Here is a 21,299-nt window from a genome sequence, read left to right as displayed (position 1 = left end):
CGGCCGATCAGTCGACCGACCGGGTGGCCACCATCGAAAGCGGTGGGCCGCCCGGGCTCAGGACGATGCGGCCTTTTTGCCCCGCGTCGCCCCGCCACGCCCACGCAGCGTGACGCCCGACTCGCTGAGCATCCGGTGTACGAAGCCATACGAGCGACCGGTTTCCTCGGCCAGCGCTCGGATGCTCGCACCGGAGTCGTACTTCTTCTTCAGGTCTGCCGCGAGCTTGTCGCGCGCGGCGCCGGTTACCCGGCTGCCCTTCTTCAGAGTCTCGGCCACCCGTGCCTCCTCATGGGAAGTGCGCTCTGGTCCCCTCATGATCACCCCTCCGGGCCCTGATGGCCACCCATTCGGCAAGGTCCGTAAGACAGGGTTTTGACGACAGGAGCGCATCCCCACATACGGAATCTGTGATTCCGCAGAGAGCTGTCCGTACGGCCGAACGGGTTGTTCCGCGAAGTGCCTGGTCAGGGATGTAGGACGGCCGAGCCCTTGTCGATAAAGGGCTCGGCCGGTAAATCGATGTAGGACACACCTCGGTACGAGGAGATCTCACACAGATGATGGATCAAGGATGAGCCGAATGATCCATACGCTGTGGATCACGCATTCGATCAAGCCAGGGCGACGAGATCCGCGTAGTCCGCGCCCCACAGGTCCTCGACTCCGTCCGGAAGCAGAATGATCCGCTCCGGCTGGAGCGCCTCGACCGCGCCCTCGTCGTGGGTGACGAGGACGACCGCGCCCTTGTAGGTGCGCAGTGCGCCGAGGATCTCCTCGCGGCTGGCCGGGTCGAGGTTGTTGGTCGGCTCGTCGAGCAGCAGGACGTTGGCCGACGACACCACGAGGGTGGCGAGGGCGAGGCGGGTCTTCTCGCCGCCGGAGAGAACGCCGGCGGGCTTGTCGACGTCGTCGCCGGAGAACAGGAACGAGCCGAGCGTCTTGCGGACCTCGACCAGGTCGAGGTCGGGGTTGGCGGAGCGCATGTTCTCCAGGACCGTGCGCTCGGGGTCGAGGGTCTCGTGCTCCTGCGCGTAGTAGCCGAGCTTGAGGCCGTGGCCCTCGACGACCTCGCCGGTGTCGGGGGTCTCGACGCCGCCGAGGAGGCGCAGCAGGGTCGTCTTGCCGGCGCCGTTGAGGCCGAGGATGACGACTCGGGAGCCCTTGTCGATGGCCAGGTCGACGTCGGTGAAGATCTCCAGCGAGCCGTACGACTTCGACAGGCCCTCCGCCATCAGCGGGGTCTTGCCGCAGGGCGCGGGCTCGGGGAAGCGGAGCTTGGCGACCTTGTCGGAGGCGCGAACGGCTTCGAGTCCGGCGAGCAGCCGGTCGGCACGCTTGGCCATGTTCTGCGCGGCGACCGTCTTGGTGGCCTTGGCGCGCATCTTGTCGGCCTGCGAGTGCAGGGCGGCGGCCTTCTTCTCGGCGTTCTGCCGCTCGCGCTTGCGGCGCTTCTCATCGGCCTCGCGCTGCTGCTGGTAGAGCCGCCAGCCCATGTTGTAGACATCGATCTGGGCGCGGTTGGCGTCCAGATAGAAGACCTTGTTCACGACCGTCTCGACCAGGTCGACGTCGTGGGAGATCACGATGAAGCCGCCGCGGTAGGTCTTCAGGTAGTCGCGCAGCCAGACGATCGAGTCCGCGTCCAGGTGGTTGGTCGGCTCGTCGAGCAGCAGGGTGTCCGCGTCGGAGAACAGGATGCGGGCCAGCTCGATACGGCGGCGCTGACCGCCGGAGAGCGTGTGCAGGGGCTGGCCGAGCACCCGGTCGGGCAGATTGAGCGCGGCGGCGATGGTGGCGGCCTCGGCCTCGGCGGAGTACCCGCCCTTGGTGAGGAACTCGGTCTCCTGGCGCTCGTACTGCTTGAGTGCCTTCTCCCGGGTGGCGCCCTGGCCGTTGGCGATGCGCTGTTCGTTGTCGCGCATCTTGCGGATCAGCAGGTCGAGGCCGCGCGCGGAGAGGATGCGGTCGCGGGCGAGGACGTCGAGGTCGCCGGTGCGGGGGTCCTGCGGGAGGTAACCGACCTCGCCGGAGCGGGTGATGGTGCCGCCGGCGGGGTTGCCCTCACCGGCCAGGCACTTGGTGAGGGTGGTCTTGCCGGCGCCGTTGCGGCCGACCAGGCCGATGCGGTCGCCCTTGGCGACACGGAAGGTGGCGGACTCGATGAGGACGCGGGCACCGGCGCGCAGCTCGATACCGGAGGCGGAGATCACGGTCAGACTCCAGGGCGGAGGGGGTTGGCGGGTGGGCGGCTGAGGACGTTCCCGCCGTCTAATGCGCGAGGAGAATGGCCATGGAGGCAATTCTAACGGGGCGATGCAAGCACTTTTCCGGCGTTCCGGTGTTCGGACGGCCGCCGGGGCCAGGGATGCCTGATGGGCAGCGCCCCACCGTGACGTACGGCACGTGAGGAGGGGGGCCGGCGGCGCGTCCCCCGTTCGGACGTCCGCCCGGGCCCTGGCCGGGATGCCGGGTGAGGATGGCTCCGGGGGACGACTTGCGCAGAGGGTGATGGCACCGTGCAGTTCGACGACGACGCGCGGCTGGACACCTCCGAGGTGCAGGATGTGCGCGGCAGCCGGATCCCCGGCGGCAAGGCGACCGTCGGCGGCGGCCTCGCCGGTCTGATCGCACTGCTCCTGGCGCTGTTCCTGGGTGTCGGTCCGGACCAGCTGGGGCTGTCCTCCGGCAGTGACCAGCCGGCCGCCACCGCTTCCGGACTGGCTCAGGTGCAGCAGTCGTGCCGCACCGGACAGGACGCCAACGCACGGGACGACTGCCGCATGGTCGCGGTGGTCAACAGCGTGCAGGACTTCTGGGACCAGGAGTTCGAGCGCCGCGGCGGTACGTACACGCGCTCGCCCACGGTCTTCTTCAGCCAGCGGGTGAGTACGGCGTGCGGGGCGGCTACGTCCGCGGTCGGGCCGTTCTACTGCCCCGGCGACCGGAAGGTCTATCTGGACCTCGGGTTCTTCGACGACCTGCGGACGAAGTTCGGCGCCGAGGGCGGGCCGTTCGCGCAGGCGTACGTGGTGGCGCACGAGTACGGGCATCACGTGCAGGACCTGATGGGCACGCTGGGCCGGTCGCAGGACGGGCGGACCGGCGCGAACAGCAACGCGGTGCGGGTGGAGCTCCAGGCGGACTGCTACGCCGGGGTGTGGGCGCACCACGCGACCACGACGAAGGACGAGTCGACCGGGCGGCCGCTGATCACCAGCCTCACGGACGCCGACGTCCGGGACGGTCTGGACGCGGCGGCGGCCGTGGGCGACGACCGGATCCAGGAGCGGTTCCAGGGCCGGGTGACGCCGGAGACATGGACGCACGGGTCGGCCGAGCAGCGGCAGCAGTGGTTCGACCAGGGGTTCGCGACCGGGGACATGGGGCGGTGCAACACCTTCCGCTGAGGGCCGCACCACGGTCGAGAGGGCGTTGTCAGTGGTGGGTGCAAGACTGGCAACAGGCAGCAGATCCCGGCGATTTCCGGCGGTTCCGGCAGTTTTCCAGTGTGGGCAAGGGAGTGATCGTCATGGCGGGCACGGGCGGCGCGAGTCCGAGCATCTACCCGACACTGCTGTACGCGGACGCGAAGGCCGCGATCCGGCAGCTCACCGAGACCTTCGGCTTCAGCGAGCTCTCGGTGTACGAGGGCGAGGACGGCTCGGTGATGCACGCGGAGCTGGCGCAGGGCAACGGCGCGATCATGCTCGGCTCGAAGGGCCGCGGCGGTGTCTTCGACGCGGCGATGAAGGACGCGGGCACGACGGGGGTGTACATCGTCGTGGACGACGTCGACGCCCACCACCAGCGCGCGGTGGAGCACGGCGCGGAGATCCTGATGCCCCCGACGGACCAGGACTACGGCTCTCGGGACTACATGGCCCGGGACCTCGAGGGCAATATCTGGAGCTTCGGCACGTACGCCCCGGAGATAGCCGGCTGAGCCCCGGGGACGGGGGCTGAGCGGGCGCTAGCTTCCCCCGGTGTGCACCTGGAAGGCCGCCCGGCGCACGGCCTTGGCCAGGGCGGGGTCGGGGTGCGCCGCGGCGAGCGCGACCAGGACCTGGACGGTGCGGGGGTGCCCGACGGCACGCACCTCGTCGAGCAGCATGGGGACGGTCGGCTGCACCGCGGACTCCAGGTGCCGTACGAGCAGCGGGGCCTCGCCGTGGTCGGCGACGGCGGCGGCCGTGTCGACCCACAGCCAGGTGGCCTCTTCGCGGGTGAGGACCTCATGGGCGTCCTCGGGGTCGAGGCCGTCGTGCTCGGCGAGCCACAGCAGGGCATAGGGCCTGAGCGTCGGTTCTTCGGCCACGGAGCGTACGTCGGGCTCGGCGGGGGCTCCGACGACGCGCAGCGCCTCGAAGGCCAGGCCGCGCAGCAGGGCGTCCTCGCCGCGGGCGGCGTCGAGCAGTTCACTGACGGCGCTGCCGACGGGGCGGGCGGCGAGCCAGGCGCGGTACTCGTCGCGGGCCGCCTTCGGGCGGAGCTGGGCGCAGCCGCGGAGCATGCCCTCGGCCGCCTGCTCGATGTTCCCGGCGGGGCTCTGCGCGGCGACGCAGATCTGCTCCAGCTTGACCCAGACCGCCCAGCTGCCGAGCGGGGTCAGCGTGGCCTGTCCGTCACCACAGGTGAGGGCGCCGACGGAGGCCAGGGCGTGCAGGGCCCAGTCGAGGAGCGGGTCGAGGGGGGCGTCGGTGACCTCGGCCGGCGGCTCGGGCTGGGGACCGTAGGGGATTTCGCAGCGCTCGGTGCGCAGTTCGGTGACCCGCTGTTCCAGGAGGTCTAGGAGCTGCTCGACCGGGACGGGGCCGGCGGAGAGCTGGAGGAAGGAGAGCACTTGGGGCATGGCCGAGACGACCTCGGCGACGGCGGCGGGCTCGTGGTCCGCGGGTTCCGGATGGGCGAGCGACCAGGCGTCGAAGAGGGCGACCCAGCCGCGCAGTACGGCGCTGTCGTCACGGTCCCAGGCACGCAGCCGCCAGCCGGGGCGGGCGCTGTCGCCGTGCACCTCGACCAGACCGGCGAGGCGGGCGGTGTCCCAGTCGGCGCGGACCTGAGCCACGGTCAGGCTCAGGTCGCCGGCGGCCAGTTCGGCGGTCGAGTCGGAGAGGGTGCCCTTGCCGTCGGGGCCCGCTCCGTCGCGGCCGGGGCGCAGTGCGGTGTCGGCCCAGTGGGCGACGCGGGCCGCGGAGGCCAGACCGGAGCGAGCCATTCTGGCCAGTTCCGCCTGGGCGGGAGTGCCTTCCGGGGGGCGCGGTGCGGGGCGGCGCGAGCGCCGCTGGTTCATCGCTCGGGGGGCGGCGGCCAGGGGTCGCGGGCGGACGAGTCGAAGCCTGGAGTCGCGCGGGATACGGGACGTCACGGGTGCAGTCTTCCGGTTGACGGTCGGAAAACCCAAACGGAATGTCACGGCGGGCGACGGGGATGGCCAACGCACGGGGTTCTGCGAGCGGCGGAGGGCCGAGAACAGGCCAGTGATACGGCGTTAAACGGAATCTGCGGGACCGGACTGCGGGGCGGTCACATCAACGGTGTCAGGAAGCGGCGCAGCGTCTCTTCGTAGGACTCCGGGTCGGCGTTCCACATGGCTCCGTGCGGGGCTCGCTGGACCGGGTGGAGGGAGACCAGGTCGGGCCGGCCGGCGGCGAAGCGGCGGGAGAGGGCCCAGGGGGCCACCGCATCGTCGGGACCGTGGAAGATCAGGGCCGGCATCGAGAGCCGGGCGGGGTCGGCGGCCTCCGCGATGCGGTCGCCGTGCACTCCGGTGCGGCCCTGCGCGGCGCGGACCGCCAGCGGCAGCAGCACACCCGGGGTACGCCGGGCGGAGGCCAGGGCGCGCAGCGTGGCCTCCCAGCTGAGCACCGGGGAGTCCAGGACGAGCCCCGAGACCCGGTCGCGGAGTCCCGAGTGCGCGGCGGCGCGCAGCGCCATGGTGGCGCCGGTGGACCAGCCGTGCAGGACGACCTGCTTGGCGCCGTACCGCACGGCGTAGCGGATCGCCGCGTCCAGGTCGCGCCACTCGGTCTCGCCGAGGTGGTTCAGACCGTCCGGTGAGCGGGGTGCGCCGAGGTCGCCGCGGTAGGCGGGGGCGAGCACCGGGAAGCCACGGCGGTTGAGGAACTCCATGATGTTCATGGCGTGCTCTCGGGTGGTGCCGAGGCCGTGCACCGCGATGACCCAGGTGTCCCGCGCGCCGGGCACGAACCAGGCGGGCAGGGAGCCGAGTTCGCCGGGGATGTCGATGTCGGCGTGGTCCAGGCCGAGGGCGGCGCCGGGGTTGCCGACGTACATGTTCGGGGTGAGCCACACCTTGTCTCCGGGCACGAAGGTGCCGTGGGTGACGCGTTCCAGGCGGCGCACCACGGAGTCGGCGGAGTGGTTCGCCGCTTCGAGGACGGGACCGACGACGGCGTGCGAGGCGTCGCCGGCGAGGCCGTAGGTGCCGGGGCGCAGGGAGGCCAGGGCCCGGGTGAGCGCGATCTGGCCGGCGGCCGTCGCATGCACGGTGAGCCGGGGTTCGCTGGGCAGTGGCCGGCCCGCTGGCGCCTTGAGCGCGGCATCGCTGGCGAATCGCCCGGCGGCCACGCTGGCTGCGCCGGCTGCCAGGGCTACGGTGACGGCCGCGGCCGCCGCTTTGACAGTGCGCACGGATTCAGTGTCGGGGCGGACGGGGCTGTAGGCCAGCCGAAAGCGAGACGTGCGGCGGCGCGTGCGCGACATCGGGCACCCTCACCCCCGCTGCCCGTACCCCCGCAGCTTCTCCCCCACCTCGCGCAACTGCTCTCCCGACAGCAGGCTCGGTGACAGCCCCGGTACCGAGGACGCCGTGAGCCACAGGCGGCACATCCACTCGAGCTGGGCTGTGCGGTCGTAGGCCTGGTCCAGGGTGTGGGCGTAGGCCATCGTGCCGTGGTTCTGGAGGAGACAGGCGGAGCGGTCGGTCAGGGCGTGGAGCATGTTCTCGGCCAACTCGTCGGTGCCGTACGTCGCATATGGGGCGACTCGGACGGGTCCGCCGAGCGCCGCGGCCATGTAGTGGATCAGCGGGAGCTCGGCGACGAGGGTGGAGACGGCCGTGGCGTGGACCGCGTGGGTGTGGACGACGGCTCGCGCGTCGGTCGTGCGGTAGACGGCGAGATGCATGGGCAGCTCGCTGGTCGGGACGAGCGTGCCGAGCACCTGCCGGCCGTCGAGGTCGACGCCGGTCACGTCGCCCGGCGCGAGACGGTCATAAGGGACGCCCGACGGCGTGACCAGGACCGTGTCCCCGACGCGTACGGAGACATTGCCGGACGTGCCGACGACGAGCCCCTCGGACACGGTCCTGCGGGCCGTGGCGACGAGGTCCGCCCAGGCGTCCGCCTCCTCCTCGAGCACACCCCTCCGCCACGGCTCCCCCACAACCTGCGCTTCCTCCTGCGCACCCCGCGCGTCCCGCTGATCCCGCCGCTGCTCAGCCATGCCGCGATCCTGCCAGGCGCGGCGTCAACCCGCCGTCGGGCGGGGGCACTTTAGGGCAGGGGACGGGCGCCCGGAAGAGTGCATACAGGTACAGATACCCCTCGCTCCGGGCTTGGCCGGAGATCGATGAGCGTTCAAGGATCTTCCAGTAACCTCTGGGGGATTTGTCGTGCACGTCGCCATTCCGGGGGGAAATATGGCTCGTGATCGCAAACCGTTCCGTCATCGCACCCATGTCATAGCGGCATCCATGACGGCGCTCGCCGTCGGAGGGATCGCCCTCACCGAGGTTCCCGCCTTCGCCGCGAGCAGGCCGAAGGGACACGACGTCTCGTCGCACCAGAAGAACGTCAACTGGAAGAGCGCGGCGAACAAGGGCGCCAAGTTCGTCTACGTCAAGGCGACCGAGTCCCACACCTACCGCAACCCCTACTTCAGCCAGCAGTACCAGGGCTCGCGCAACGCGGGCCTGGTCCGCGGGGCCTACCACTTCGCGCTGCCCAACAAGTCGTCGGGCAGGACCCAGGCCGCCTACTTCATCCGCAACGGCGGAGCCTGGCGGGCGGACGGCTGGACTCTGCCGCCCGCGCTCGACATCGAGTACAACCCGTACGACAAGAAGCACAGTTGCTACAACATGAGCAATTCCAGGATGGTCGCCTGGATCAAGGGGTTCAGCAACGAGGTGAAGCGGCTGACCGGACGCCGCCCGGTGATCTACACGACCGCCCACTGGTGGAACAAGTGCACCGGCAGCAGCCGGGCCTTCGCCTCGAACCATGCGCTGTGGGTCGCCCGCTACAACTCGTCGACGGCGGGCACCCTGCCGGCAGGGTGGGGGTTCTGGACCTTCTGGCAGTACGACAACAGCGGCAGCCTGCCCGGCGACCAGAATCTCTTCAACGGCTCCCTGTCCCAGCTGAAGAAGTTTGCCCGAGGCTCCTAACTCTTGGGACGCATGGGCCGCACGGAACCCGAGGGGCAATATCGGCACTTCTCGGCACCCTGCGGCCCCCCTCAGTTCACCTTCCGTTCATTCAGGTTACCTACGTTCAACCGGCCAACGACCTCGAACGATTGCCTGGGTAAATGGAAAGCTTCTCGCTGATCCTCGCGATTGTGGTGGTAACCGCACTCGCGTTCGATTTCACGAACGGTTTCCACGACACCGCCAACGCGATGGCCACGACCATCTCGACCGGTGCGCTCAGACCGAAGGTCGCGGTGGCCATGTCCGCCGTCCTCAACCTCGTCGGCGCCTTCCTCTCGGTGGAGGTCGCCAACACGATCTCCAAAGGGCTCGTCGACGAGACCGGTATACGTCCCGAGGTCATCTTCGCCGCCCTGGTCGGCGCGATTCTCTGGAATCTGCTGACCTGGCTGGTCGGGCTCCCCTCCAGTTCCTCGCACGCCCTCATGGGCGGTCTGATCGGCGCCACCATCGCCTCGGCAGGCGTCGGTGCGGTCCACGGCGACGCGCTCGTCACCAAGGTGCTGATCCCGGCGATCGCCGCCCCGATCGTCGCCGGTGTCGCAGCGTTGCTGGCCACGCGCCTGTCGTACTCCCTCGGCAAGAAGGCCGACGGCAAGGCGGCCGCGAAGGGCTACCGGGCCGGCCAGATCGCCTCGGCCGGTCTGGTCTCGCTGGCCCACGGCACCAACGACGCGCAGAAGACGATGGGCATCATCACCCTCGCCCTGGTCGCCGGCGGCGCCATCGCCCCCGACTCGAACCCTCCCACCTGGGTGATCCTCTCCGCGGGCCTGGCCATCGCGCTCGGCACCTACCTCGGCGGCTGGCGCATCATCCGCACCATGGGCAAGGGCCTCACCGACCTCCAGCCGCAGCAGGGCTTCGCCGCCCAGACCAGCGCGGCCACGGTCATCCTGGCCTCCTCCCACCTCGGTTTCTCCCTGTCCACCACGCACTCCGTCTCCGGCGCGGTGATGGGCGCGGGCCTCGGCCGCAAGGGCGGGGTCGTCCGCTGGTCCACGGCCACCCGGATGTTCGTCGCCTGGGGTCTGACGCTGCCGGCGGCGGCCCTGGTCGGTGCCGTCGCGGAATGGGTCACCGGTTTCGGCAGCTGGGGCACCGCCCTGGTCGCGGTCTTCCTGATCGCCTCCAGCGCCGCGATCTGGCAGCGCTCCCGCCGCGAGGTCGTCGACCACACGAACGTCAACGACTCGGCGGAGGAGCCGGCCGGCGTGGTGACGACGGCGATCGCCGCGGTGACCCCGCCGCCCGCGGGCACGACGGCCGAGGAGCTGACGGCCACGATCCCCGCCCCGTCCTCGGAACCCGCGCCCTCGCAGGCCACGGTCTGACCCCCACCCAGCACTCGAGAAAGCAGCATCATGAAGATCGACTGGGCGACCCTGGGCTCCGTCTTCGGCGTCAGCCTCGTGGTCACCGTGGCCCTCGTGGCCCTGTTCACCCTCGGCGTCGCGGGCCTGTCCCGGCGTGAACGCGCCACGGTCCAGGGCGACTCCGCGGCGCTCGCGATCACCGGCGCATACGCCTGCTTCGCCGCGTGCGCGGCGGCGGTGGCCTACGGGATCTATCTGATCGTCGCGTGACACGCCGCGCGTGAAGGCACCCAGGGGTGCGGGACGGATCACCGTCCCGCACCCCTCGTGTGTGGGCCTCAGCACACTCTCCCGTTGCAGGTCAACGGCAAGTTGACGCCCCTTCCGGCCCCATGGTGGACTGCCGGAGCCATATACGGCGGCAGGAGAGGAAGCCGGTGTGAATCCGGCGCGGTCCCGCCACTGTCACCGGGGTAGCAATCCCCGGGAGCCAGGAACTCTCACCGCCGGTCTAGTCGAACCAGGGCGTGGACACCCTGAGTGAGGACATATCGCGATGCTCGGCTGCCGTTCGAGGTGCAGTACCAGGTCTCTGCCTGACCCCGTGGCCGGCTGAGCCGCATGCGTGCCGATCGCGTCTTCGCGTACGGCGCCGCCGCCGGACTCATCGGCGACCTGCTGCTCGGCGATCCGCGCCGCGGGCATCCGGTCGCCGCGTTCGGGCGAGCCGCCGGGGCCGTGGAACGGGTGCTGTGGCGTGACCATCGAGGGTGGGGCACCCTGCACACCACCGTGTGTGCCGGCGGCACCGTCGCACTCGGTGCCGTCGCCGCCCGGATCGTACGGTCCTCCCCTGCCGCGTCCGTCGCCCTGACCGGCGTCGCCACCTGGGCGGTGGTCGGCGGGACTTCGCTCGCCCGTGAGGCGCGGGGCATCGGACGGGCACTGGAGGCGGGGGACGTCGAGGGGGCGCGGGCCCGGCTGCCGCATCTGTGCGGGCGGGATCCGCAGGCGCTGGATGCGGACGGGATCGCCCGCGCTGTCGTGGAGTCCGTCGCCGAGAACACCTCCGATGCCGTCGTGGGGGCGCTCGTGTGGGGCGCCGTCGGCGGTGTGCCGGGGCTGCTCGGGTTCCGGGCCGTGAACACGCTGGACGCCATGGTCGGGCACAAGTCTCCCAAGTACCGGCGCTACGGCTGGGCTTCGGCCCGCCTCGACGACCTCGCCGGCTGGCCGGGGGCGCGGCTCACCGCCGTACTCGCCGCCGTGGCCGGTGCCGAGCCGCGGGGGGCCCTGCGGGCCTGGCGTGCCGACGCCGCGCAGCATCCGAGTCCCAACGCGGGGCCCGTGGAAGCCTCGTTCGCGGGGGCGCTGGGGGTGCGGCTCGGGGGAACGCTGTCGTACGGGGGGCGGATCGAGCACCGGCCCGTCCTCAACACCGAGGGGCGTCCCGTCGCCACCCACGACATCGAACGGGCCGTACGGCTCTCCCGTCGCGTCGGCGTGCTCGCGCTCGGCGTCGGTGTCGCCGGCCGGCTGCTCGCCAGGCGACGTACGAAGGGACGTACCTCATGAACGGCGGTCTGCTCGTCGCCGGCACCACCTCCGACGCCGGTAAGAGCGTCGTCACCGCCGGGATCTGCCGCTGGCTCGTGCGACAGGGGGTCAAGGTCGCGCCCTTCAAGGCGCAGAACATGTCCCTGAACTCGTTCGTCACCAAGGAGGGCGCGGAGATCGGGCGGGCGCAGGCCATGCAGGCGCAGGCCTGTCGTGTCGAGCCCAGCGTGCTGATGAATCCCGTGCTGCTCAAGCCCGGGGGCGAACAGAGCAGTCAGGTCGTGCTCATGGGGAAGCCCGTGGGCGAGCTGAGTGCACGTGGCTATCACGGTGGGCGGCAGGAGCGGCTGCTCGGGACCGTCCTCGACTGTCTTGCCGAGTTGCGGGGCACGTATGACGCGGTGATCTGTGAGGGGGCCGGCAGTCCTGCCGAGATCAATCTGCGGCGCACCGACATCGTCAACATGGGCATCGCCCGGAATGCCGGGCTGCCCGTGCTCGTGGTCGGGGACATCGACCGTGGCGGGGTCTTCGCCTCGTTCTTCGGGACCGTCGCCCTGCTGTCCCCCGAGGATCAGCGGTACGTCGCCGGGTTCCTCGTCAACAAGTTCCGCGGAGATGTGTCCCTGCTCGAACCCGGGCTGGAGATGCTCCACGGGCTCACCGGACGGCGCACGTACGGCGTCCTGCCCTTCCGGCACGGCCTCGGTATCGACGAGGAGGACGGGCTGCGGGTCTCAATGCGGGGGACGGTGCGCGAGTCCGTCGTCGCTCCCCCGGTCGGAGACGACGTGCTGCGGGTCGCCGTCTGCGCCGTCCCGCTCATGTCCAACTTCACGGACGTCGACGCCCTCGCCGCCGAACCCGGCGTCGTGGTGCGGTTCGTGGACCGGCCGGAGGAGCTGGCCGACGCCGATCTCGTGATCGTTCCGGGCACCCGCGGAACGGTCAGGGCCCTGGAGTGGCTCAGGGCACGGGGGCTGGCCGACGCCCTGAAGCGCAGGGCCTTCGAAGGGTGGCCCGTGCTCGGGATCTGCGGTGGGTTCCAGGTGCTCGGTGAGCACATCGAGGACGACGTCGAGAGCCGCCGGGGACAGGTCGACGGGCTCGGGATCCTCCCCGTGCGGGTGCGGTTCGCGAGGGAGAAGACCCTCACCCGGCCGGCAGGACAAGCCCTCGGCGAGCAGGTCGACGGCTACGAGATCCATCACGGGGTCGCCGAAGTCCTGGGAGGGGAGCCCTTCCTGGACGGCTGCCGGGTCGGACAGACCTGGGGCACGCACTGGCACGGTTCATTGGAGTCGGACGGTTTCCGGCGGGCGTTTCTGCGTGAGGTGGCGGCCGCCGCGGGCCGTCGTTTCGTGCCGGCCCCCGACACGTCGTTCGCCGCGCTGCGCGAGGAGCAGCTCGACCGGCTCGGCGATCTGATCGAACAGCACGCGGACACGGACGCGCTCTGGCGGCTCATCGAGTCGGGCGCGCCACAAGGACTGCCTTTCATTCCACCGGGAGCGCCCGTATGAGCACAGTGTTGTTGTTGTCGACCGCCGACACGGATCTGCTGGCGGCACGGGCCGCTTCCGCTGCCGACTACCGGATCGGCAACCCGACCCGAGTGGATGTGGCGCAGGAGCTGCCCGCGCTCGTCGAGGGCGCCGACATCGCCGTCGTACGGCTGCTGGGCGGCAAGCGGGCCTGGGAGGACGGGCTCGCCGCGCTCAAGGCCTCCGGCATCCCGACCGTCCTGCTCGGTGGAGAGGCCGTCCCCGACGCCGAGTTGATGGCCGAGTCGTCCGTGCCCGCCGGCGTCGTCGCGGAGGCGCTCAGGTATCTCGTCGAGGGCGGGCCGGAGAACCTGACCGAACTGGCCCGTTTCCTCTCCGACACCGTGCTGCTCACGGGCGAGGGGTTCGTCGAGCCGCAGAAGATGCCCGAGTACGGCGTCCACGGCGAGCGTGCCTGCGTCGAGGGCCGGCCGACGGTCGGCGTGCTCTTCTACCGGGCGCACCATCTGAGCGGCAACACGGGCTTCGTGGACACCCTGTGCGACGCGATCGAGGCGCGGGGCGTCAACGCCCTTGCCGTGTACTGCGGTTCACTGCGCGGCGCCGACGCGGGGCTGTACGGGCTCCTCGGCACGGCGGATGCGCTGGTCGCCACGGTTCTCGCCGCCGGCGGCACCCACGCCTCGCAGGCGTCGGCCGGCGGTGACGAGGAGGCCTGGGACATCGGGGCGCTCGCCGACCTCGACGTGCCTGTGCTGCAGGGGCTCTGCCTCACGTCGTCCAGGGCGGCCTGGGACGAGTCCGATGCCGCCCTCTCCCCCATGGACGCGGCGATGCAGGTCGCGATCCCGGAGTTCGACGGCCGGCTGATCACGGTCCCCTTCTCCTTCAAGGAGCAGGGCCCGGACGACGTCCCGGTGTACGTCGCCGACCCCGAGCGGGCTGCGCGGGTCGCCGGGATCGCCGTACGGCACGCGCGGTTGAAGCACAAGGCGAACGCGGACAAGAAGCTCGCGCTCGTCTTCACCGCCTACCCGACCAAGCACTCGCGCGTCGGCAACGCGGTCGGCCTCGACACGCCCGCCTCCGCGGTACGGGTGCTCGACGCCCTGCGGGACGCCGGATATGCGCTGACCGAATATCCCGACAACGGCGACGAGTTGATCCACCGGCTCATCGAGGCCGGAGGTCACGATGTCGAGTGGCTGACGGAGGACCAGCTGGCCTCGGCGCCCGCGCGCGTGCCGCTCGCCGACTACCGGGCGTGGTTCGACACGCTGGATCCGCAGCTCAGGGACGCCATGCTGGAGGCGTGGGGCGAGCCGCCGGGCAGCCTGTACGTGGACGGGGACGACATCGTCCTCGCCTCGCTCCAGTTCGGGAACGTCGTCGTGATGATCCAGCCGCCGCGCGGCTTCGGCGAGAACCCGATCGCGATCTACCACGACCCCGACATGCCGCCGTCGCACCACTACATGGCGGCGTACCGGTGGCTGGAGAACTCGTTCGGCGCCGACGCCGTCGTCCACATGGGCAAGCACGGCACCATGGAATGGCTGCCCGGCAAGGGACTCGGGCTCAGCGGCGGCTGCGCGCCGGATGCCGTGCTGGGTGAACTGCCCCTCATCTACCCCTTCATCGTCAACGACCCCGGCGAGGGCACCCAGGCCAAGCGGCGCGGACACGCCACCGTCGTCGACCACCTCGTGCCGCCGATGGCGCGGGCCGACACCTACGGCGACCTGGCGAAGCTGGAGCAGCTCCTCGACGAGTACGCGCTCGTCTCCGACCTGGACCCGACGAAGGCCCCGGCGGTCCGCGCGCAGATCTGGACGCTGGTCAAGGCGGCCGAGCTGCACCACGACCTGCACGTCGACGACCAGCCGGACGACGGTGACTTCGACGAGTTCGTGATGCACATCGACGGCTATCTGTGCGAGATCAAGGACGTGCAGATCCGGGACGGGCTGCACATCCTCGGCGGCGGGCCGGTCGGCGAGCCGCGCGTGAACCTCGTGCTCGCCGTGTTGCGCGCCTCTCAGGTGTGGGGCGGACAGGCCAACGCGCTGCCGGGGCTGCGGGCTTCGCTGGCCGAGCACTTCGGGCTGAGCGAGAAGGAGTTGCTGGGCGAGCCGGGCGCGCCGGTGAAGGTGCCGGACGGGCTGACCTCGCTGGTCGAGGGGCCTGCGCGCACGGGAGCCGACGCGATCGACCTCCTTGAGCAGTTGTGCCGCCGGTTCGCCGAGGGCATGGAGGAGCGCGACTGGAACAGGACGGCCGTTCCCGCTCTGGTGCGCGAGGTCGTGGGCGTCGAACTCCCGGATGCCGTCGCGGTGTTGGAGTTCGCCTGCGACGAGGTGGTGCCGCGGCTCGCGAGGACGACCGACGAGATCGACCACATCCTCAAGGCACTTGACGGCGGTTACGTCCCGGCGGGCCCCTCCGGCTCCCCGACCCGCGGTCTCGTCAACGTCCTGCCGACCGGCCGCAACTTCTACTCCGTCGACCCCAAGGCCATTCCGTCCAGGCTGAGTTGGGAGGTCGGGCAGTCGCTGGCGGACTCGCTGGTGCAGCGGTACCTCCAGGACACCGGCGAGTACCCGAAGTCCGTGGGTCTCACGGTCTGGGGCACGTCCGCCATGCGCACCCAGGGCGACGACATCGCCGAGATCCTCGCGCTGCTCGGCTGCCGCCCGGTGTGGGACGACGCCTCACGCCGGGTGACCGGCTTCGAGGTCGTACCCCTGACGGAGCTCGGCCGGCCCCGCATCGACGTCACGGTCCGTATCTCCGGCTTCTTCCGGGACGCGTTCCCGCACGTGGTCGGTCTGATCGACGACGCCGTCCGCAAGGTCGCCGAGCTGGACGAGCCCGTCGAGCAGAACCATGTGAAGGCGCACGCCGACGAGGACACCGCCGAGCACGGCGACCGGCGGCGCGCGACGGCCCGTATCTTCGGCTCCAAGCCGGGCGCGTACGGCGCCGGGTTGCTCCCGCTCATCGACGCCCGCAACTGGCGCTCCGACGCCGACCTCGCCGAGGTGTACGCGGTGTGGGGCGGCTACGCCTACGGGCGCGGGCTGGACGGACGGGCGGCGCGCGGGGACATGGAGACGGCGTTCAAGCGGATCGCGGTCGCCGCCAAGAACGTCGACACGCGCGAGCACGATCTCGTCGACGCCGACGACTACTTCCAGTACCACGGCGGCATGGTCGCCATGGTGCGCCATCTGACCGGCACCAGCCCCGAGGCCTACGTCGGCGACTCCGCCACCCCCGACCAGGTCAAGACCCGCACCCTCGGCGAGGAGACGCACCGCGTCTTCCGCGCCCGCGTGGTCAATCCGCGCTGGATGGCGGCGATGCGGCGGCACGGCTACAAGGGAGCCTTCGAGATGGCGGCCACCGTCGACTATCTCTTCGGCTACGACGCGACGGCCGGGGTCGTGGACGACTGGATGTACGAGAAGCTGAGCGCGGAGTACGTCTTCGACCCGGAGAACCGGGACTTCATGAAGAAGTCCAACCCCTGGGCGCTGCGCGGCATCACCGAGCGGCTGCTCGAAGCCGCCGACCGCGGACTGTGGGCCGAGCCCGACGCGGACACGCTCGAACGGCTGCGCGCCACCTACCTGGAGCTCGAAGGCGATCTGGAGGGCGACGAGAAGTGAGTACCCCGTTCCCGTTCACGGCCGTGGTCGGCCAGGACGATCTGCGGCTCGCGCTGCTGCTGAACGCCGTGTCACCGGCGGTGGGCGGCGTGCTGGTGCGCGGCGAGAAGGGCACCGCCAAGTCGACGGCCGTACGCGCGCTCTCGGTGCTGCTGCCGGAGGTGGACGTGGTCGCCGGGTGCCGTTTCTCCTGCGCCCCGGGCGCACCCGACCCGGCCTGCCCGGACGGCCCGCACGAAACCGGCGCCGGGGTGCAACGCCCCGCCCGCATGGTCGAGTTGCCCGTCGGCGCCTCCGAGGACCGGCTCGTCGGCGCGCTCGACATCGAGCGGGCGCTGGCCGAGGGCGTCAAGGCCTTCGAGCCCGGCCTGCTCGCCGACGCACACCGCGGAATCCTCTACGTCGACGAGGTCAACCTCCTCCACGACCACCTCGTCGACCTGCTCCTGGACGCGGCCGCGATGGGCGCCTCGTACGTGGAGCGCGAAGGCGTCTCGGTCCGTCACGCCGCCCGTTTCCTGCTCGTCGGCACCATGAACCCCGAAGAGGGCGAGCTGCGGCCGCAGTTGCTCGACCGGTTCGGGCTGACCGTCGAGGTCGCGGCCTCCCGTGAGCCGGACCAGCGGGTGGAGGTCGTACGGCGACGGCTCGCCTACGACGACGATCCCGCCTCCTTCACCGCCCGCTGGGCCGACGAGGAGGCCGCCGTACGGGCGCGGATCGTGGCGGCGCGGAAGCTGTTGCCGTCCGTGCGACTCGGCGACGGTGCGCTGCGGCAGATCGCGGCGACCTGCGCGGCCTTCGAGGTGGACGGAATGCGCGCCGACATCGTGATGGCACGGACGGCCACCGCGCTCGCCGCCTGGGCCGGGCGGACCGAGGTGCTGGCGGAGGACGTACGGCAGGCCGCCCTGCTCGCGCTGCCGCACCGGCGGCGGCGGAATCCCTTTGACGCGCCGGGACTCGACGAGGACAAGCTCGACGAGACGCTGGAGGAGTTCTCCGGCGACGACGACCCCGACCCCGATCCCGACGGCGGCGGACCGGGCGGGGGCGGCGGGCAGTCGCCCGAGGACGACGGTCCGCAGGGCGGTGACACGGGCGCCCGGCCCGAGGCCGGTGAGGGCGGCGAGCCGCAGGCCTCGGGCGCCGGGGAGCAGTCCGCCGTACGGGCCGCGGAACCCTTTCGTACGAAGGTGCTGAGCGTCCCCGGCATCGGGGAGGGTGCCGCCGGGCGGCGTTCGCGGGCGCGGACCGAGCACGGGCGGACGACGGGGGCGCGGCGGCCCCGAGGGGCGCTGACCAAGCTGCACCTGGCGGCGACCGTGCAGGCGGCCGCCCCGCATCAGCGAGCCCGTGGGCGGGTCGGGCGTGGGCTCGTCGTACGGCGGGACGATCTGCGGCAGGCGACCCGGGAAGGGCGCGAGGGGAATCTCGTGCTGTTCGTCGTCGACGCGTCCGGGTCGATGGCGGCCCGGCAGCGGATGAGCGCCGTGAAGGGGGCGGTGCTGTCGCTGCTGCTGGATGCGTATCAGCGGCGGGACAAGGTGGGGCTTGTGACCTTCCGGGGTTCGAGCGCCGATGTGGCGTTGCCGCCCACCTCGTCCGTGGATGCCGCGGCTGTTCGGCTGGAGTCCCTGCCGACCGGTGGGCGGACGCCGCTGGCTGCCGGGTTGCTGAAGGCGCATGACGTGCTGCGGGTGGAGAGGCTGCGGGATCCGGCTCGGCGGGCGCTGGTCGTCCTGGTGACGGACGGGCGGGCCACCGGTGGGCCCGAGCCGGTCGCGCTCGCCGGGCGTGCGGCTCGGCTGTTCGCGGCCGACGGGGTCGCGTCCGTCGTCGTCGACTGCGAGGCCGGGCCCGTGCGGCTGGGGCTCGCCGGGCAGCTCGCGGGTGAGCTGGGGGGTACGGCCGTGACGCTGGACGAGCTGCGGGCGGACTCCATCGCCGGCCTGGTGAAGGACGTACAGAGGAGGGCCGCGTAATGCCTCAGGGACAGCCGAGTGTCGTGCCGGACGACGGACTGACGACCCGTCAGCGGCGCAACCGTCCGCTGGTCGTCGTGCACACCGGCGTGGGCAAGGGCAAGTCCACCGCGGCCTTCGGGCTGGCGCTGAGGGCCTGGAACCAGGGCTGGCCCATCGGGGTGTTCCAGTTCGTGAAGTCGGCCAAGTGGAAGGTCGGCGAGGAGCGGGCGCTGCGGGTGCTCGGGGACTCCGGGGAGGGCGGGTCCGTCGCCTGGCACAAGATGGGCGAGGGGTGGTCCTGGGTCCAGCGGGATTCCCAGATGGACAACGAGGAGAAGGCCCGCGAGGGCTGGGAGCAGGTCAAGCGGGATCTGGCCGCCGAGACGTACCAGCTGTATGTGCTGGACGAGTTCGCCTATCCGATGCACTGGGGGTGGGTCGACGTCGATGAGGTCGTCTCCGTGCTGCGGGACCGGCCGGGGAACCAGCATGTCGTGATCACCGGGCGGAACGCGCCCGGGAAGCTGGTCGACTTCGCCGATCTCGTGACCGACATGTCCAAGGTCAAGCATCCGATGGACGCCGGGCAGAAGGGGCAGAGAGGCATCGAGTGGTGACATCCGTTCCCCGGCTGGTCATCGCCGCGCCCTCGTCCGGCAGCGGCAAGACCACCGTTGCCACGGGCCTGATGGCCGCGTTCGCCGCGCGGGGGCTTGACGTGTCTCCGCACAAGGTGGGGCCGGACTACATCGATCCCGGGTATCACGCGCTCGCCACCGGGCGGGTGGGGCGGAATCTCGACGCGTACATGTGCGGGCCGGAGTTGATCGGGCCGTTGTTCGCTCACGGGGCTCGTGGGTGTGACCTCGCCGTGGTCGAGGGTGTGATGGGGCTGTACGACGGGGCCGCGGGGGAAGGTGAACTGGCGTCCACGGCTCAGGTCGCGAAGCTGTTGCGGGCGCCGGTGGTGCTGGTCGTCGACGCGTCGTCGCAGTCGCGGTCCGTGGCGGCGTTGGTGCACGGGTTCGTGTCGTGGGATCCGCAGGTGCGGGTCGGGGGCGTGATCCTGAACAAGGTCGCGTCCGATCGGCATGAGGGGTTGTTGCGGGAGGCGTTGGAGTCGGTGGGGGTGCCGGTACTGGGCGTGCTGCGGAGGGTTGCGCAGGTGGACACGCCTTCGCGGCATCTGGGGCTGGTGCCGGTCGCCGAGCGGCGGGCGGAGGCCGTGGACGCGGTGGCGGCGATGGCCGAGCAGGTTGCGCGAGGGTGCGATCTGGAGGCGCTGCTCGGGGTGGCGCGGAGCGCGGGTCCGTTGTCGTGTGCGGCCTGGGATGCGGCTGAGGTGCTGGCTTCTTCGCCCCCGCCGCCCCTTCCCGTCCCAACCCTGGGGGCTGCGCCCCCAGACCCCCGCTTTCGGCCCGAAAGGCCTCGTCCTCAAACGCCGGACGGGCTGGAAGATGCCCGCCAGGGCTTCAAAGCGCCCGTTGTTGCCGTCGCCGGCGGAGAAGCGTTCACCTTCTCCTACGCCGAGCACACCGAACTCCTCACCGCCGCCGGTGCCGAAGTCGTCGCGTTCGATCCTCTGCGGGATGAGCAACTGCCGGACGGGACGCGGGGGTTGGTGATCGGGGGTGGTTTCCCCGAGGTGTATGCCGAGCGGCTGTCCGCCAATGAACCGCTGCGGAAGGCTGTCGCCGCTCTCGCGGAGGGCGGTGCTCCTGTCGCCGCCGAGTGTGCCGGGCTGCTGTATCTGTGCCGGGAGTTGGACGGGCGGCCGATGTGCGGGGTGCTGGAGGTGAGCGCACGGATGAGCGGGCGGCTCACGCTCGGGTATCGGGACGCGGTGGCCGTGAGCGACAGTGTGCTTGCGGTGGCCGGGACACGGATGCGGGGGCATGAGTTTCATCGGACGGTCGTCGAGCCGGAGGCGGGGGCGGCTCCCGCATGGGGCGTGCGCTCCCCGCGGCGGCGGGTCGAAGGTTTTGTACAACAGGGCGTGCACGCGAGTTATCTGCACACGCACTGGGCGTCCGAGCCCGGTGTCGCCCGTCGGTTCGTGGAGAGGTGCCGGACGTCATGAGCAGCAGCAGGTTGATCGGAGTCGGTGTGGGTCCCGGCGATCCGGAGCTGGTGACCGTCAAGGGCGTCAACGCTCTGCGTGCCGCGGATGTCGTCGTCGTTCCCGTGATGGACACCGGTGAACGGGGGCGGGCCGAGGCCACCGTGTTGCACTACGTGCCCGAGGAGAAGGTCGTACGGGTCGTCTTCGCGCTGAACGAGCGCAGCGACCGGGAACGGCGCGAAGCCGCCTGGGACGCCGCCGGGGAGCGGGTCGCCCAGCTGCTCAAGGCGCACGAGGCCGTCGCCTTCGCGACCATCGGCGATCCCAACGTCTATTCGACGTTCACCTATCTCGCCCAGACCATCGGCGAGTCGGTGCCCGGAACGGTCGTGGAGACCGTTCCCGGCATCACCGCCATGCAGGATCTCGCCTCGCGGTCGGGGGCCGTGCTCACCGAGGGGACCGAGCCGCTGACGCTCGTGCCGGTGACCGCCGGGGCCGCGGTGCTCAAGGACGCGCTGGCCGGGCCGGGGACCGTCGTCGCCTACAAGTTCGGGCGGCAGGCCGCGGAGGTCGCGGAGGCGCTCAGGGAGACCGGGCGGCTCGAGGACGCCGTATGGGGCTCGGCGCTCGGGCTGCCGGAGGAGTCCGTACGGCCCGCCGCGGAGCTCGACGGCTCGCCCCTCCCCTATCTGTCGACGCTCATCGCGCCCGCGCGACGCGACGGCGGGCGGGGCGGCAAGCTGTGAACGGCCGCGGTGCG

General features: G+C 71.2%; 17 protein-coding genes and 1 riboswitch. Of the genes, 12 read left to right on the top strand and 5 right to left on the bottom strand.

Translation table 11 applies throughout. The features are described 5' to 3' along the window. Positions 1-57: 57 nt before the first annotated feature. Together ACIHFB_RS12290 and ACIHFB_RS12285 are read right to left on the bottom strand one after the other, a co-directional pair. A complete protein-coding gene (locus ACIHFB_RS12290; RefSeq protein WP_004002281.1) occupies positions 58-279 on the bottom strand; it encodes a helix-turn-helix domain-containing protein in 222 nt (73 codons plus the stop codon). Between the two features lie 335 nt (positions 280-614). Further along, the gene (locus ACIHFB_RS12285) at positions 615-2,213 is read right to left on the bottom strand and encodes an ABC-F family ATP-binding cassette domain-containing protein (RefSeq protein WP_365287190.1); all 1,599 of its coding nucleotides are present in this window, start codon (positions 2,211-2,213) and stop codon (positions 615-617) included. Positions 2,214-2,519: 306 nt separating this feature from the next. Here ACIHFB_RS12285 and ACIHFB_RS12280 point away from each other — a divergent pair, with 306 nt between their 5' ends. Next, complete coding sequence (locus ACIHFB_RS12280) at positions 2,520-3,410, top strand: neutral zinc metallopeptidase (protein ID WP_400126676.1); 891 nt, start codon at positions 2,520-2,522, stop codon at positions 3,408-3,410. Between the two features lie 122 nt (positions 3,411-3,532). Then, positions 3,533-3,946 carry a VOC family protein gene (locus tag ACIHFB_RS12275; protein ID WP_365287194.1) on the top strand — a complete coding sequence of 138 codons (414 nt, stop codon included), beginning with the start codon at positions 3,533-3,535 and terminating at the stop codon, positions 3,944-3,946. A gap of 27 nt (positions 3,947-3,973) precedes the next feature. Here the strand turns inward: ACIHFB_RS12275 and ACIHFB_RS12270 are convergent, their stop codons facing one another. From ACIHFB_RS12270 to ACIHFB_RS12260, 3 genes are all read right to left on the bottom strand, one after another. Then, positions 3,974-5,368 carry a hypothetical protein gene (locus ACIHFB_RS12270; protein ID WP_365287196.1) on the bottom strand — a complete coding sequence of 465 codons (1,395 nt, stop codon included), beginning with the start codon at positions 5,366-5,368 and terminating at the stop codon, positions 3,974-3,976. Positions 5,369-5,526: 158 nt separating this feature from the next. Then, the gene (locus tag ACIHFB_RS12265) at positions 5,527-6,654 is read right to left on the bottom strand and encodes an alpha/beta fold hydrolase (protein WP_365287198.1); all 1,128 of its coding nucleotides are present in this window, start codon (positions 6,652-6,654) and stop codon (positions 5,527-5,529) included. 81 nt (positions 6,655-6,735) lie between these two features. After that, complete coding sequence (locus ACIHFB_RS12260) at positions 6,736-7,467, bottom strand: class II aldolase/adducin family protein (RefSeq protein ID WP_400126674.1); 732 nt, start codon at positions 7,465-7,467, stop codon at positions 6,736-6,738. Between the two features lie 196 nt (positions 7,468-7,663). Here ACIHFB_RS12260 and ACIHFB_RS12255 point away from each other — a divergent pair, with 196 nt between their 5' ends. From ACIHFB_RS12255 to cobI, 10 genes are all read left to right on the top strand, one after another. Continuing rightward, a complete protein-coding gene (locus ACIHFB_RS12255) occupies positions 7,664-8,413 on the top strand; it encodes a lysozyme (RefSeq protein WP_365287202.1) in 750 nt (249 codons plus the stop codon). Positions 8,414-8,556: 143 nt separating this feature from the next. Next, the gene (locus ACIHFB_RS12250; RefSeq protein WP_365287204.1) at positions 8,557-9,792 is read left to right on the top strand and encodes an inorganic phosphate transporter; all 1,236 of its coding nucleotides are present in this window, start codon (positions 8,557-8,559) and stop codon (positions 9,790-9,792) included. Between the two features lie 30 nt (positions 9,793-9,822). Then, on the top strand, positions 9,823-10,044 hold the full coding sequence (locus ACIHFB_RS12245) for a hypothetical protein (protein WP_365287206.1): 222 nt from the start codon (positions 9,823-9,825) through the stop codon (positions 10,042-10,044). Between the two features lie 108 nt (positions 10,045-10,152). Then, positions 10,153-10,295: riboswitch (cobalamin riboswitch) on the top strand. Positions 10,296-10,395: 100 nt separating this feature from the next. Next, positions 10,396-11,349, top strand: a complete 954-nt coding sequence (locus ACIHFB_RS12240; protein ID WP_365287208.1) for a cobalamin biosynthesis protein — start codon at positions 10,396-10,398, stop codon at positions 11,347-11,349. Further along, positions 11,346-12,854 (top strand): cobyric acid synthase, encoded by a 1,509-nt coding sequence (locus tag ACIHFB_RS12235; RefSeq protein WP_400126670.1) that lies wholly within the window; start codon positions 11,346-11,348, stop codon positions 12,852-12,854. The genes ACIHFB_RS12240 and ACIHFB_RS12235 overlap by 4 nt, the downstream gene beginning before the upstream one ends. After that, complete coding sequence (gene cobN / locus ACIHFB_RS12230) at positions 12,851-16,507, top strand: cobaltochelatase subunit CobN (RefSeq protein ID WP_400126668.1); 3,657 nt, start codon at positions 12,851-12,853, stop codon at positions 16,505-16,507. The genes ACIHFB_RS12235 and cobN overlap by 4 nt, the downstream gene beginning before the upstream one ends. After that, positions 16,504-18,492, top strand: a complete 1,989-nt coding sequence (locus tag ACIHFB_RS12225; RefSeq protein ID WP_400126666.1) for a putative cobaltochelatase — start codon at positions 16,504-16,506, stop codon at positions 18,490-18,492. Before cobN ends, ACIHFB_RS12225 begins: the two co-directional genes overlap by 4 nt. Then, a complete protein-coding gene (cobO, locus tag ACIHFB_RS12220; RefSeq protein ID WP_365287216.1) occupies positions 18,492-19,091 on the top strand; it encodes a cob(I)yrinic acid a,c-diamide adenosyltransferase in 600 nt (199 codons plus the stop codon). The genes ACIHFB_RS12225 and cobO overlap by 1 nt, the downstream gene beginning before the upstream one ends. After that, entirely contained in the window at positions 19,085-20,554 is a 1,470-nt protein-coding gene (locus ACIHFB_RS12215) for a cobyrinate a,c-diamide synthase (RefSeq protein WP_365287218.1), read from the top strand. The genes cobO and ACIHFB_RS12215 overlap by 7 nt, the downstream gene beginning before the upstream one ends. Then, complete coding sequence (cobI, locus tag ACIHFB_RS12210; RefSeq protein ID WP_400126663.1) at positions 20,539-21,285, top strand: precorrin-2 C(20)-methyltransferase; 747 nt, start codon at positions 20,539-20,541, stop codon at positions 21,283-21,285. Before ACIHFB_RS12215 ends, cobI begins: the two co-directional genes overlap by 16 nt. Positions 21,286-21,299 lie beyond the last annotated feature (14 nt).

It is taken from the genome of Streptomyces sp. NPDC051963 (genome assembly GCF_044593495.1).
Taxonomy (GTDB): Bacteria; Actinomycetota; Actinomycetes; order Streptomycetales; family Streptomycetaceae; genus Streptomyces.
This window is presented reverse-complemented; position numbering and strand designations above follow the sequence as displayed.